We start from the raw sequence: 14,289 nt of genomic DNA on the forward strand, positions 1-14,289 counted from the left end.
CATCATGAAAAAGTACTTTTTTTATTTAAGCATCGCTTTGGTAGCCTTTGTCGTTGCTTCTTGTGGTCTGAAAGGAAATCACACCTCTAGTGGTCGTGCCTATGAGCTTCTGGTTGTAGTAGATCACGGTGTTTGGGATCGTGCTGCCGGAAGGGCTTTACATGATGCGCTCGATTCCGATATGCCCGGTTTGCCGCAGTCGGAACCTTCTTTCCGGATTATGTATACTTCACCGAAAGACTATGATTCTACATTGAAGCTGATACGTAACATTATTATTGTAGATATACAGGATATATATACGAAAGCATCTTTCAAATATGCGAAAGACGTATATGCCAATCCGCAAATGATATTGACTATCCAGGCTCCGAACGAAGAAGAGTTTGAAAAGTTTGTAGAAGAGAATAAAAAGACGATTGTCGACTTCTTTACCCGTGCGGAAATGAACCGTCAGATTACGTTATTGGAAGAAAAACACAGTAACTTTATCTCCAACAAAGTGGATAGCCTGTTCGGCTGCAATATCTGGTTGCCTTCCGAACTGACCAATTCTAAAACCGGTGAGAACTTTTTCTGGGCTTCTACCAACACAGGTACTGCCGACCGTAATTTTGTGATGTACTCTTATCCTTATACTGACAAGGATACATTTACGAAAGAATATTTTGTGCATAAGCGTGACTCTGTGATGCAAGCCAATATCCCCGGATTCAAAGAAGGCGTTTATATGTCGACTGACAGTTTGCTGACTGACGTTCGTCCCATCAATGTACAGAACAGCTACACGATGGAAGCACGCGGCTTGTGGCGTATGAAGGGTGATTTTATGGGTGGCCCATACGTTTCCCACACTCGCCTGGACGAGAAAAACCAACGAATTATTACAGCAGAAATATTTGTTTATTCACCTGATAAAATGAAACGCAACCTGGTACGCCAGATGGAAGCATCTCTTTATACACTGAAACTTCCGAATGAAGTTCAGCAGAATCAAATTCCATTGGGAGGTGTATCCAAGGAGGCAGCGGAACAAACTAAAAAATAAAAACATGGAAGATAACAAGATAAGAATAGGTATCACCCAGGGAGATATTAACGGGGTGGGCTATGAGGTGATTCTGAAGACATTTTCCGACCCTACAATGTTGGAACTATGTACTCCGATCATTTACGGTTCACCAAAAGTAGCGGCTTATCATCGTAAAGCGTTGGACATACAGACGAATTTCAGTATTGTCAACTCTGCTACCGAAGCGGGATACAACCGCTTGAGTGTGGTGAACTGCACGGATGATGAGGTGAAAGTGGAATTTTCCAAACCCGATCCCGAAGCGGGTAAAGCTGCGTTGGGAGCCTTGGAACGTGCCATTGAAGAATATCGCGAAGGTTTGATCGACGTCATCGTGACAGCTCCGATCAACAAACATACGATTCAGTCGGAAGAATTTTCATTCCCCGGACATACGGAATATATCGAAGAACGTCTGGGTAACGGTAATAAATCATTGATGATTTTGATGAAGAATGACTTCCGGGTAGCTTTGGTTACGACGCATATCCCTGTCAGAGAGATTGCCACTACGATTACCAAGGAACTGATTCAGGAGAAGCTGATGATATTCCATCGTTGCTTGAAACAGGATTTCGGCATTGGTGCTCCGCGTATCGCGGTACTCTCTCTCAACCCTCACGCCGGAGATGATGGTTTGTTGGGAATGGAAGAACAGGAAGTGATTATTCCTGCCATGAAAGAAATGGAAGAGAAAGGAATCCTTAGTTACGGTCCTTATGCGGCCGATGGCTTTATGGGTTCAGGCAATTATACTCATTTTGACGGTATCCTGGCAATGTATCACGATCAGGGGCTGGCTCCGTTCAAAGCATTGGCTATGGAAGATGGAGTGAACTATACGGCAGGTCTGCCGGTGGTACGTACTTCTCCGGCTCATGGTACTGCTTATGATATTGCAGGCAAGGGAGTGGCTTGTGAAGATTCTTTCCGTCAGGCAATTTATGTTGCCATCGACGTGTTCCGTAATCGTCAGCGGGAAAAGGTGGCTCGTGCCAATCCGTTGCGTAAACAGTATTACGAGAAACGTGATGATAGTGATAAACTGAAACTGGATACAGTAGACGAAGAATAAGTATTAAGTATAAAGTATTAAGTATTATCACAGTCGATCATTTGCAAGGTTAATACTTAATACTTTATACTTAATACTTTATATTGGCTTAATACTTAAAATAGATGACAAAAGCAGAGATACAACAAGTGAAACAACGTTTCGGTATTATAGGTAATACCGAAGCATTGTTGCGCGCCATAGATGTTGCCATTCAGGTAGCTCCTACCGATTTGTCTGTGCTGATTACCGGAGAAAGTGGAGTCGGAAAAGAAAGTTTTCCGCAGATTATTCATCAATATAGCCGGAGGAAGCACGGGCAGTATATTGCTGTCAACTGTGGTGCTATTCCGGAAGGTACGATTGATTCCGAACTGTTCGGGCATGAGAAGGGTGCGTTTACCGGTGCGATTGGCGAACGGAAAGGGTACTTTGGCGAAGCCGACGGTGGTACTATTTTCCTTGACGAAGTAGGGGAGTTGCCGATGCCTACCCAGGCACGTTTGCTTCGTGTGTTGGAGAGTGGCGAGTTTATAAAAGTAGGTTCGTCCAAAGTACAAAAGACGGATGTACGTATTGTTGCAGCTACCAATGTCAATCTTACACAAGCGATTGCCGAAGGACGTTTCCGTGAAGATTTATATTACCGGTTGAATACGGTACCTATCCAGATTCCCCCTTTGCGTGAACGTGGGGACGATGTGCTCCTGTTGTTCCGTAAGTTTTCCGCAGACTTTGCAGAGAAATACCGGATGCCCGCTATTCAGCTGACGGAGGATGCCAAGAAAGAATTGCTGGCTTATCCGTGGCCCGGTAACGTGCGCCAGCTGAAGAACATCACCGAGCAAATATCCATCATTGAAACAAACAGGGAGATCACTGCCGCCATCTTGCAGAATTATCTTCCCGCACAAAATATACAACGTCTTCCCGCACTGATGGGAACACGCGAAAGTAAAGGCTTTGAAAGTGAACGGGAGATTCTTTATTCCGTTCTGTTCGATATGCGCCAGGAGGTAGCGGAGTTGAAGAAGATGGTACACAACCTGATGGCTGAACGTGCCGGACAGGTGGGGCAGGTAGGACAAGTGGGAACGGTGGTTACTACCCCGGTGGTGACGACACACCAGCCTTCGGTACCTGCTATCATTCATACCATGCAGCCTGCGGTTTGCAAGGATGATGATGACATACAAGACACGGAAGAATATGTAGAAGAACCTCCTTTGTCACTGGACGAAGTGGAAAAAGAAATGATACGCAAAGCACTTGAAAGGCATCATGGAAAGCGGAAAAGTGCGGCTAAGGACTTGAATATTTCCGAGCGTACACTTTATAGAAAAATAAAAGAATATGAATTGGATTAAGAAAATAATACGCCCTTTGGTACTGTTCGTTTTACCGGTGGTAGTCATTGCGTGCACTGTCTCCTATAAGTTTAACGGATCGTCTATCAATTATGATAAGGTAAAGACTATTTCGATAGCAGATTTCCCGATCAAGTCGGAGTATGTGTATGCTCCGTTGGCGACCAAGTTCAATGAAGACCTGAAAGATATCTTCATCCGGCAAACCCGTCTGCAACTGCTCAAGCCGAATCAGAATGCCGACTTGCAGATTGACGGAGAAATCACAGGATACAATCAGTATAACCAGGCAGTATCTGCCGACGGTTACTCTTCGGAAACAAAATTGACTATCACCGTCAATGTACGCTTTGTCAACAATACCAATCATGCCGAAGACTTTGAACAACAGTTTTCTGCTTTCCGTACCTACGACTCTACCCAGTTGCTGACTGCCGTACAGGACGGATTGATTGCTGAAATGTCTAAAGAGATCACCGACCAAATTTTTAATGCAACTGTAGCAAACTGGTAATATAAATGACTTCTGTTAACTTTCAACAATGGATACAGCATCCCGAGATGCTGAATAGGGATACTTTATACGAACTGCGCAATCTTCTTGCGAGATATCCGTATTTTCAGTCGCTCCGTCTGCTGTATTTGAAAAACCTGTATGTTCTCCATGATATTAGTTTTGGTGGGGAACTGCGAAAAGCGGTTCTTTACATCGCAGACAGACGACAGTTGTTCCAGTTGATTGAAGGTGACCGCTATGATGTGCAGGCGCGGAAAAAAGGAGTACCTCTCACGGAGGTACTGAAAGACGAGCCGTCTGTAGACCGCACATTGGCATTGATTGACGCTTTCTTGTCCACAGTCCCCGAAGAAGTAGCGGCCCAGACCGGCTTCGACTATTCGATGGATTATACTTCCTATCTTTTGGAGGAGACTCCGGCTACGGAACAGCCATCGGAAGAAACGCCCAAACTCAAAGGATACGAACTGATTGACGATTTTATAGAAAAGAGTGAGAGTGATTCCCCCCTCTACATGAAGCCGTTAAGAGAAGAAGCGGTATTTTCCGCAGCTGCTTCGGACGAGGTATGCGAAGAAGAAACGATGGAGGAAGAAGAGGAAGACGACAGCTGTTTCACGGAAACTTTAGCAAAAATCTATGTTAAACAGCAACGATATTCAAAAGCTCTTGAAATAATTAAAAAATTAAGCTTGAAATATCCAAAAAAAAATGCTTACTTTGCAGACCAAATCAGATTTTTGGAGAAATTGATTATTAACGCTAATTCAAAATAACTAAAAATGTACTTATTATTCGTTATCTTAATGGTTATTGCAGCCTTGTTGATGTGTTTCATCGTGCTGATTCAGAACTCAAAAGGAGGCGGACTTGCTTCTGGTTTCTCTTCATCTAACGCCATCATGGGCGTGCGCAAGACTACAGACTTTCTGGAAAAAGCAACATGGGGCCTGGCCATCTTTATGGTTGTAATGAGCATTGCTACTGCTTATGTAGTTCCTCGTTCTGCAGTTGCTAAAGACGCAGTGTTGGAACAGGCACAGAAAGAACAACAGACTAACCCGTATAACTTACCCGCAGGTACGGCTGCACCGCAAACTGATGCTCCTGCTACCAATGCACCTGCAACGGAAACTCCGGCACCGGCTGAAACTCCTGCTCCTAAAGCAGAGTAATTTGCTCCGCCGTCAGGTAAGGCTTTGGGATAAAACCATTTAAGGGAAGGTGCAGACGGATGCTGCATTTCTTTGATATTTAAGTGCGGATTACGCAGATTACACGGATTTTCAATGTTCCGAGTGGTCAGTGTAATCCGCACTTAACTTTTTCTTGTAAAAACAATCTCTTTGTGATAGAAACAAACGAGATTTAACTACCTTTGTGGGCTGTATAAGATTATTAACTACTTTTTGAATATAACAATGACAGAACATTTGAAACAGAAATTGAATGACTCCGCCGTACTCCGATGGAGTGTTCTAGCATTGGTCGCATTTACTATGCTATGCGGCTATTTCCTCACCGACGTAATGTCTCCTCTAAAACCCATGCTTGAGAAAGAACTACTATGGGATAGTCTTGATTATGGATTCTTCACAAGCGCTTACGGTTGGTTTAACGTATTCTTGTTGATGCTGATCTTCGGTGGTATCATTTTGGATAAGATGGGAGTTCGTTTCACCGGAATGGGAGCTTGTTTATTGATGGTGTTTGGTTGTGGATTGAAATACTATGCGATTTCTACTACTTTTCCGGAAGGTGCCATGCTCTTCGGATTCAAAACACAGGTGACTTTGGCTGCATTGGGATATGCTATTTTTGGTGTAGGTGTGGAGATTGCCGGTATCACTGTTTCCAAGATTATAGTGAAATGGTTCAAGGGCAAGGAAATGGCATTGGCTATGGGACTTGAAATGGCTACGGCACGTATCGGAACAACTCTGGCGATGGTGTTGACAGTTCCTTTGGCAGACTTCTTCGGATATACGGACGAGAGTGGTGCATTCCATACCAATATTCCTGCTCCTATTCTGTTTTGTCTGATTATGTTGTGTGTAGGTACCATCGCTTTCTTCCTTTATACTTTCTACGATAAGAAATTGGATGCTTCTTTGGATGCAGAAGGCTTGGAACCGGAAGAGCCGTTCCGCATGAAAGACATTGTGTATATCATCACAAATAAAGGATTCTGGTTGATTGCATTACTGTGTGTATTATTCTACTCGGCCGTGTTCCCCTTTATCAAATATGCTGCCGACTTGATGGTGCAGAAATATAATGTGGATCCGAAACTGGCGGGAACGATTCCCGGATTATTGCCGATTGGTGCTATTATCCTGACTCCGTTGTTCGGTTCGTTATATGACCGTATCGGTAAGGGAGCCACATTGATGGTGATCGGATCATTGATGCTGATTTTTGTACATACCATGTTTGCCCTGCCTATATTGAATATATGGTGGTTTGCTACTATTATAATGATTATATTGGGATTTGCTTTCTCACTGGTGCCTTCGGCTATGTGGCCTTCTGTTCCGAAGATTATTCCGGAAAAACAGTTGGGTACTGCTTACGCTTTGATTTTCTGGGTACAGAACTGGGGATTGATGGGTGTTCCTTTGTTAATCGGATGGGTATTGAATACTTATTGTAAAGGTCCGGTGGTAGACGGTGCACAGACTTATGATTACACATTGCCGATGACTATTTTTGCTCTCTTTGGTGTACTTGCTCTGGTTGTTGCTTTGATGTTGAAAGCAGAGAACAAGAAGAAAGGATACGGTTTGGAAGAGGCAAATATCCAGAAGTAACAGTTGCTACAATTTGAAGTAACTGTTGTGATTCAAAGTAACGCTATAAATCCGAAAGTATAAGGTTCGGAAATAAAAGAGAATCAGTATTAATGCTTTGAAATAAGAAATAAGAACTATGGCTGCCAAAGAGAAAACCAACCTGTTAGAGGTTATTCCCTGTCGCAGTGAACATATTACAGCAGAAAGGGAAGGGGAGACGATTGTGCTCTCCTTTCCCCGTTTTAAATATCCGTGGATGCAACGCTTCCTTGTACCGGCAGGAATGTCGAAAGAACTTCATGTACGATTGGAAGAACACGGTACGGCTGTATGGGAACTGATAGATGGAAAACGTACTGTTCGTGAGATCATAGAAGAACTCGCAGAGCATTTTCAAAATGAAGCGGGATACGAGTCTCGTGTATCGGCTTATCTTTCTCAAATGCAGAAAGATGGATTTATAAAACTTTTCTTAATTAGATGATAGGTGATAGATAGTTGATAAATGATAGTTGATAGATGATAAATGATAGTTACTATGTGGCATAATAGCTGGTTATATGCGTAGTACAGCCCTCCTAAGGAGGTTTATTAAATATCTCGTTTAAAGACATGAAAAAAGGCAACTGATTCATTACGAATTAGTTGCCTTTTTAATATTTTGAGAATATCTTTAGTTACTTATATTTCTTATTTACTAAATATCCCTTATCATTTAGGAAACATCTCCCATCTATCATTTATCAACTATCACCTATCATCTATCATCATAAATTATCTAATTAAGGAAGATTGCCCAGAATATGACAGCAGTTGCTATGAGGGCTCCCATGATAATAAGCGTCCCCCAAACGAAATAATTACTGTCCTTTTCTTTCTTTTTTTTCGAGTCGTGGATGATACGTCCCATTTCCTCGGGAGTGGTGTTGGGCAGTGGATAAGGCTCGTTGGTGCGGTTTAAGTGCTTCAGTTTGTTGTTGGCACGTTCACGGCGTAGACGGGAAGCCTCCCGTCCTTCGCTAAGCCGGCGTATCATGTCGAGCATATGTCCTTCACCACCCATATTCTTTGTCTTTTAGAATTTTATTATTTACCTTCTTCTCTATCCACTTTTAACAATCCTCCCGTATTCGGATCAAAATAAACTTTGATTGTAGAATTCTTATTGAATAAGACAGGAGCCAGATATTCTATCACACCGAATTGAGTTATAGGAAGTTCACCTTCGTAAAGTTTCTTTTTACCGTCGGTCAATGTAATCATTGCTTGTCCGGGCACGTTGTAGGCGATTCCATCCAAATCTTTCTTCTTTTTACCGTCTTCCTGTGGGATCTTGACAGATTTCAGGTCTTTCAAGCTGATATAAAACGGAGTTCCTGCCAGGTCATTATTAGCAACTACGCCTAGCTTCTTGGAGAAGCGGAAAGCAACTTCGTTGTTGAATTCCTTGTCCGGAGTAAGACGGACGGTGAATGTCTTCTCTTCCTTATCACGAGTGCCGGAGAACATTTGAGTCATGGCTTCTTCCTGTGCATTCAGATTATCGAGCATAATTTTAAGCTGTGCTCCGTCTGAAGGCATATTGTCAGCTTGTCCGCGCAATAAGGCATTCTTGCTTTCGCGGATGTTATAGATCTCTTTAGCTACCAGTTCAGCCATCTTCGCGGTAGAGCTGGCCATCAGGATTTCTTCGGTCAGGAATTCGCGGGGATTCGCTATTTTTGAGAGGACAGTGGGAGCAGGAGCTGTTTTCTTGTCTGAACTGCTTTTGCTGTAAGGCACATTGATGGTTTTCACGATGCCGTCCTCTGTCAGTTCCATAAGCGGTGCTACTGTTTTATCCTTCAATTTTACGAAGTAAGTAGTTTCGCTGTTGGGTACTCCTACGGATTTCACTTTCACACTAGCCAGTTCCCAATACTCTTCGGGTTCGGTGGAGACGTTGGCCAATCGCAAGTAACGATCAGCGTATTTGCTGAATTCTCCTGGAGTATAGTTGACTTTGTTGGCTTTTATTTCAAGCTCTATTTGGGTTTTGGGAAGGCTGTAGACTACTCCGTAATCTTTTCCCCGGGTAACTCCCGTCAGTACTTCGGTTTGTGCATAGGCGGATGTTACCATCAGTAGTCCCGCTGCTATAATCAACTTTTTCATATTCGGTTCTTTTTAACTGGTTTTGAAAACAAAGTTAATGAAGTTATTGAAAAAACTGTAAGTTCTTAACTTTTATTCGCTTACAAGTCGCCATGCTGTCGGCAGACAGGTGATAATATCGCTTGCGATCATTCCGATCATTCCCTGCTTCTTTTGAGCGACATCGCCCGCCAATCCGTGAATGTAAGTGCCGATTTTAGCGGCTTCTTCGGTTGGATAACCTTGGGCGAGCAGTGCCAGGATTACTCCGGTCAATACGTCACCACTACCTCCGGTTGCCATTCCTGGATTCCCGGTCGGATTGAAGAAACATTTGCCTTCGGGGGTGATGATGGCGGAATAGGCTCCTTTTAAAACAATGTGGACATGAGCGGCATGAGCCAACTCGCAAGCCTTCATCAGACGTTCGTAGGAATCCTGACATTTGCCGGTCAGACGTTCCAGCTCCTTCGGATGCGGGGTGAGGATGGAGCCTTTCGGCAGATGTGTAAGTGCATGGCGGTGGTTAGCAAGGATATTAAGTGCATCGGCGTCTACTACAACAGGGGCTTGGCAGTGTTCCAGTTGCTCCAGTAGGGCAGCTTCCGTTTCTTCATTTCGTCCCAGTCCCGGACCGATGCCGACTGCTTGATAATCATCTGTGTCGGTGGGTACGGCAAAACAGGTCTCGTTGGCGTCGGTTTCTACGATTGCTTCAGGTATGGAAGTCTGCAAGATGTCGTTGTTACACATTGGTGCATGAACGGTCAGCAGCCCTACTCCCGAACGGAGGCAGGCACGGGCGGCGAGAGCAGAAGCTCCTGCCATTCCTTTTGAACCGGCTATCAATAGTGCATGACCAAAGTTTCCCTTGTGGGCAAACTGTTTGCGTGGTTTGATGAGTGAACGGATCTCCTCTATTTCCAACATCTCGTAGTTTGTTTCCGTTTCTTCAATGCCGTCCTCGCTCAATTGGATATCCAGTAATTCCCATTCTCCTACAAATTCAGTGTTTTCTGCGAACAAAAAGGCGAGCTTCGGCAGTTGCAGACTGAAAGTAACGTCGGCACGGATAATATTGGTTTTTACGTTGAATGTGTTTTCTTCTCCCATTAATCCCGAAGGAATGTCGATGGCTACTACCATGGCAGGGGAAGAATTAATGTATTTCACTACGGCAGCGAATCCTCCGCTCAATGGTTTGTTCAGGCCGGAACCGAACAATCCATCAATAACCAGATGATCGGGTGTCAGGACAGGAGGGACGAATTGGGTACTAATTTCATGGAATGCCACTTCTTCCATCATTTCTACCAGTTCTTTGTTGGTCTGGCAGTCAGGTGAAAGTTCTCCCTTTGGGTTGAAGAGATATACTTCGAGCTTATACCCTTTTTCAGCCATCATGCGGGCTACGGCAAGGGCGTCTCCGCCATTATTTCCCGGTCCGGCAAAGATGGTGACCGGTGTTTCCGTATTCCATCTGTCTGTGATGGCTTTAGTTAATGCGGTTGCTGCACGTTCCATCAGGTCGATTGATGCAATAGGTTCGTTCTCAATGGTATAAGCGTCCAATTTCTTGATACTGCTGCTTGGAAATATTTTCATTGCGATGTTCTTTTAGTTTTCGGATTACAAATGTACATGATTCTTCTGACTTTTCCCGTTTGTTGTGGGAAGAAAACTTATTAATTATAAGGAGATGAGCTGCAGGGAATAGGGAAGTAAGTTGTCCGTGACCCATAGCAAAGTTCTTTTCTATAGGTTGCAAAGTTTTTGAGTATAGGAAGAAAACTATAATTGCAACTTTTGATTATATAAATGAAGCTTTCATTTATATAAACGCAAGCTTTGTTTTTATAAATGCAAGTTGCATTTATAGATTTTAGTTAGTGAAAAGGAACTTTTCAATGAGTCATTAGTAAGTTTATCATTGATAGAGAGTAACTTTGTTATGAATAGATTGGGAATGATCTGTAAATGTATCGGATATAGTCTGTTTGGTTTGGGGAAAAATCTGCTTTTGAACAATTTAAGTGTTTGATTATTTGCGGTTCCCAATAAAAATACTACCTTTGGGGTAGGTGATGTGTATTGCATCATTTTCCTATGCTCACAATGAATAAGATTATAAATAATAGATTGTTTAATCTTTTAAAGTTTGCATGATGGAAAAGACAAAGATTGGCTTGAATGCCGGGAAAGTATGGCGCATCTTAAATGAAAAAGGTGAACTTTCCATATTCGATTTGTGCCGTGAATTAGGTTTGACGTTCGAAGACGTAGCTCTTGCTATTGGTTGGCTGGCTAGAGAAAGCAAAGTCTTTTTGAGGAAGAGGGAAGGAATGCTTTTTGCCAGTGTCGAAAATGTCGAATTTACTTTTGGCTAAAGTGGTAAGTGACCTGCATGTAAGATGGATCTCCATTTTGTTATTTATACAGCTAAAAAAATAATGAAGTGGACCGGTAGGATTTTTTATGCTCATTTTTATTATTCCCCCTGTATTCCTGTTTGATAAGAACTTTCTTTTTTTAAAGCATTTAATCTATTTTTCGTACCTTTGCACCCCATAAACTACTAAACACATAAATTTATGAGTGCATTGAAAGGGCATCCGAAAGGCCTTTATCTGATTTTCGCGACAAGCACGGCAGAGCGTTTCAGTTACTACGGTATGCGCGCGATCTTTATTCTCTTCCTGACGCAGGCATTATTGTTTGACAAAGAAGCGGCAGCATCCATTTACGGTAGCTATACCGGATTAGTCTATTTAACTCCTTTGATTGGCGGATACATTGCTGATAAATATTGGGGAATCCGTCGCTCTGTGTTTTGGGGAGCAGTGATGATGGCAGTCGGACAATTCCTGATGTTCATGAGTGCCTCTACTTTGGATAATACGGAACTTGCTCACTGGATGATGTATGGCGGACTCGGATTCCTGATCTTGGGAAATGGTTGTTTCAAACCTACCGTTTCTTCTCTCGTGGGTCAACTCTACGAACCGGGAGACAGACGGCTGGATGCTGCATATACCATCTTCTATATGGGAGTGAATGTCGGTTCTTTTGCCGCCCCTTTGATTTGTGGTTATCTGGGTGATACCGGTGATCCGCACGACTTTAAATGGGGATTTCTTGCAGCCGGAATCATGACACTGTTCACCGTTGTACTTTTTGAAACTCAAAAGAATAAATATCTTTTCTCTCCCTCCGGAGAACCAATCGGTATTATTCCCGATGCCAAACGTGAAAAGAAAGAGGAGATAGCCGAGCATATCTCACACCCGAAGATGGATAAGCGTACCAAGATACGTAATACCCTTGTAATCACTATTCTTACAGTTGCTTTAATAGCCTTCTTTAATTATGCTTTTGAGGGTGATTGGGTGAGCATCGGTATTTTTACCGCCTGCATTGTTTTCCCTGTCCTCATCCTGCTGGACGGATCATTAACCAAGATCGAACGTAGCCGTATTTTTGTTATCTATATAGTAGCTTTCTTTGTCATTTTCTTCTGGGCGGCTTACGAACAGGCAGGAGCCTCTTTAACCCTTTTTGCCTCCGAACAGACCAACCGCGATATTTTAGGTTGGGAAATGCCGGCTTCGTGGTTTCAATCCTTCAATCCTCTGTTTGTTGTTGTTCTGGCATATATAATGCCGGGTGTGTGGAGCTTCCTTAACAAACGAAAGATGGAACCTGCTTCTCCTACCAAACAAGCGATTGGCTTGCTACTTCTTTCTTTAGGTTATCTTTTCATCTGTTTCGGAGTGAAAGATGCCATCCCCGGAGTGAAGGTAAGTATGATTTGGCTGACAGGACTTTACTTTATTCATACAATGGGTGAAATAGCCTTGTCACCTATCGGACTTTCAATGGTAAATAAGTTGAGTCCGCTACGTTTCGCCTCTTTGATGATGGGAATCTGGTATCTGTCTACTGCCACAGCCAATAAATTTGCAGGCATGTTGAGCGGACTTTATCCGGAAGCCGGAAAAGTGAAATCAATCTTTGGTTATCAGATTGCTACCATGTACGATTTCTTTATGGTATTCGTTGTCATGTCCGGTGTTGCTTCATTGATTCTGTTCCTTCTCTCGAAGAAATTACAGAAGATGATGCACGGGGTAGAATAAAAAATCGTATTTTTGCAAGGTTATTTTTAAAATTACCGGTTATGGATACCATTCAGATAAAAGACAAACAGTTCACTGTTTCTATTAAGGAACAGGATATTCAGAAAGAAGTGATTCGCGTAGCGAACGAAATCAACCGCGACTTGGCAGGTAAGAATCCGCTCTTCCTTAGTGTGTTGAACGGTTCATTTATGTTTACCGCCGACTTGTTGAAGCACATCACCATCCCTTGCGAGATTTCGTTTGTGAAACTGGCTTCTTATCAGGGAGTGACTTCCTCGGGAGTGATTAAGGAAGTGATCGGACTGAATGAAGACATTGCCGGACGCACAGTAGTTATTGTGGAAGATATTGTGGATACCGGGCTGACCATGCAACGCCTGTTGGATACACTGGGTACACGCAACCCTGAAGCAATCCATATTGCTTCTCTGCTTGTGAAGCCTGAAAAGCTCAAGGTCAATCTGAACATCGAATATGTAGCAATGGAAATCCCGAACGACTTTATCGTTGGTTACGGATTGGATTATGATGGTTTCGGACGTAACTATCCCGATATTTATACAGTAGTAGATTAAACAGCTAATATTAAATAGGTACCAGTTTTAATGGTAAATAGTAAATCGTTAAATTGTAAATAACAAAATGTTGAACATCGTAATTTTCGGTGCTCCGGGTTCAGGAAAAGGAACACAGAGCGAACGTATTGTAGAAAAGTATGGAATCAATCACATCTCAACAGGAGATGTATTGCGTGCTGAAATCAAGAATGGCACAGAACTGGGTAAAACCGCTAAAGGTTACATCGACCAAGGTCAATTGATTCCTGATGAATTAATGATTGATATTCTGGCAAGCGTATTCGACAGCTTCAAAGATAGCAAAGGTGTAATTTTCGACGGTTTCCCAAGAACAATTGCACAAGCTGAAGCATTAAAGAAAATGTTGGCAGAAAGAGGACAGGATGTTTCTGTAATGGTTGACCTGGATGTTCCGGAGGAAGAACTGATGGTACGTCTGATTAAACGTGGTAAGGATTCCGGTCGTGCTGATGATAATGAAGAGACCATCAAAAAACGTCTGCACGTATATCATTCACAGACTGCCCCACTGATCGACTGGTACAAGAACGAAAAGAAATACCAACACATCAACGGCTTGGGTACTATGGAAGGTATCTTTGCTGAAATCTGCGAAGCAGTAGATAAATTGTAATTT

General features: G+C 42.9%; 15 protein-coding genes. 12 read left to right on the forward strand and 3 right to left on the reverse strand.

All coding sequences use genetic code 11. The features are described from left to right. Positions 1-4 precede the first annotated feature (4 nt). The 8 genes from NXV01_RS10645 to NXV01_RS10680 all read left to right on the forward strand — a co-directional run bounded on the left by NXV01_RS10645 (position 5) and on the right by NXV01_RS10680 (position 7,286). On the forward strand, positions 5-1,048 hold the full coding sequence (locus NXV01_RS10645; RefSeq protein ID WP_074557337.1) for a DUF4837 family protein: 1,044 nt from the start codon (positions 5-7) through the stop codon (positions 1,046-1,048). 4 nt (positions 1,049-1,052) lie between these two features. Then, the gene (gene pdxA, locus NXV01_RS10650) at positions 1,053-2,147 is read left to right on the forward strand and encodes a 4-hydroxythreonine-4-phosphate dehydrogenase PdxA (protein WP_258979691.1); all 1,095 of its coding nucleotides are present in this window, start codon (positions 1,053-1,055) and stop codon (positions 2,145-2,147) included. A 104-nt stretch (positions 2,148-2,251) separates the two neighbouring features. Beyond that, on the forward strand, positions 2,252-3,493 hold the full coding sequence (locus NXV01_RS10655; protein WP_074557341.1) for a sigma-54-dependent Fis family transcriptional regulator: 1,242 nt from the start codon (positions 2,252-2,254) through the stop codon (positions 3,491-3,493). Continuing rightward, positions 3,480-4,007: an LptE family protein gene (gene lptE, locus NXV01_RS10660; protein WP_074557343.1), complete on the forward strand. Its 528-nt coding sequence runs from the start codon at positions 3,480-3,482 to the stop codon at positions 4,005-4,007. The genes NXV01_RS10655 and lptE overlap by 14 nt, the downstream gene beginning before the upstream one ends. Before the next feature lie 5 nt (positions 4,008-4,012). Beyond that, positions 4,013-4,786, forward strand: a complete 774-nt coding sequence (locus NXV01_RS10665; RefSeq protein WP_148364405.1) for a tetratricopeptide repeat protein — start codon at positions 4,013-4,015, stop codon at positions 4,784-4,786. Between the two features lie 6 nt (positions 4,787-4,792). Continuing rightward, positions 4,793-5,185 carry a preprotein translocase subunit SecG gene (gene secG / locus NXV01_RS10670; protein ID WP_074557347.1) on the forward strand — a complete coding sequence of 131 codons (393 nt, stop codon included), beginning with the start codon at positions 4,793-4,795 and terminating at the stop codon, positions 5,183-5,185. A gap of 246 nt (positions 5,186-5,431) precedes the next feature. Further along, positions 5,432-6,820: an MFS transporter gene (locus NXV01_RS10675; RefSeq protein ID WP_074557349.1), complete on the forward strand. Its 1,389-nt coding sequence runs from the start codon at positions 5,432-5,434 to the stop codon at positions 6,818-6,820. Between the two features lie 118 nt (positions 6,821-6,938). Next, the gene (locus tag NXV01_RS10680) at positions 6,939-7,286 is read left to right on the forward strand and encodes a PqqD family protein (RefSeq protein WP_074557351.1); all 348 of its coding nucleotides are present in this window, start codon (positions 6,939-6,941) and stop codon (positions 7,284-7,286) included. 294 nt (positions 7,287-7,580) lie between these two features. Here the strand turns inward: NXV01_RS10680 and NXV01_RS10685 are convergent, their stop codons facing one another. The 3 genes from NXV01_RS10685 to NXV01_RS10695 all read right to left on the reverse strand — a co-directional run bounded on the left by NXV01_RS10685 (position 7,581) and on the right by NXV01_RS10695 (position 10,540). Then, positions 7,581-7,865, reverse strand: a complete 285-nt coding sequence (locus NXV01_RS10685) for a hypothetical protein (protein WP_195359259.1) — start codon at positions 7,863-7,865, stop codon at positions 7,581-7,583. 23 nt (positions 7,866-7,888) lie between these two features. After that, complete coding sequence (locus NXV01_RS10690) at positions 7,889-8,956, reverse strand: DUF4831 family protein (RefSeq protein WP_259022353.1); 1,068 nt, start codon at positions 8,954-8,956, stop codon at positions 7,889-7,891. 72 nt (positions 8,957-9,028) lie between these two features. After that, the gene (locus NXV01_RS10695; RefSeq protein ID WP_074557357.1) at positions 9,029-10,540 is read right to left on the reverse strand and encodes a bifunctional ADP-dependent NAD(P)H-hydrate dehydratase/NAD(P)H-hydrate epimerase; all 1,512 of its coding nucleotides are present in this window, start codon (positions 10,538-10,540) and stop codon (positions 9,029-9,031) included. Between the two features lie 557 nt (positions 10,541-11,097). Here NXV01_RS10695 and NXV01_RS10700 point away from each other — a divergent pair. The 4 genes from NXV01_RS10700 (at position 11,098) to NXV01_RS10715 (ending at position 14,286) form a co-directional block, all read left to right on the forward strand. Beyond that, complete coding sequence (locus NXV01_RS10700; protein WP_099146240.1) at positions 11,098-11,322, forward strand: winged helix-turn-helix domain-containing protein; 225 nt, start codon at positions 11,098-11,100, stop codon at positions 11,320-11,322. A gap of 204 nt (positions 11,323-11,526) precedes the next feature. Further along, positions 11,527-13,071, forward strand: coding sequence for a peptide MFS transporter (locus NXV01_RS10705; protein ID WP_259022355.1), 1,545 nt, complete (start codon positions 11,527-11,529; stop codon positions 13,069-13,071). 41 nt (positions 13,072-13,112) lie between these two features. Further along, positions 13,113-13,649: a hypoxanthine phosphoribosyltransferase gene (gene hpt, locus NXV01_RS10710; protein ID WP_004304676.1), complete on the forward strand. Its 537-nt coding sequence runs from the start codon at positions 13,113-13,115 to the stop codon at positions 13,647-13,649. 67 nt (positions 13,650-13,716) lie between these two features. Continuing rightward, positions 13,717-14,286, forward strand: a complete 570-nt coding sequence (locus NXV01_RS10715) for an adenylate kinase (RefSeq protein ID WP_004301902.1) — start codon at positions 13,717-13,719, stop codon at positions 14,284-14,286. Positions 14,287-14,289 lie beyond the last annotated feature (3 nt).

It is taken from the genome of Bacteroides sp. BFG-606, assembly GCF_024788145.1.
In the GTDB taxonomy this organism is placed as follows: domain Bacteria; phylum Bacteroidota; class Bacteroidia; order Bacteroidales; family Bacteroidaceae; genus Bacteroides; species Bacteroides vicugnae.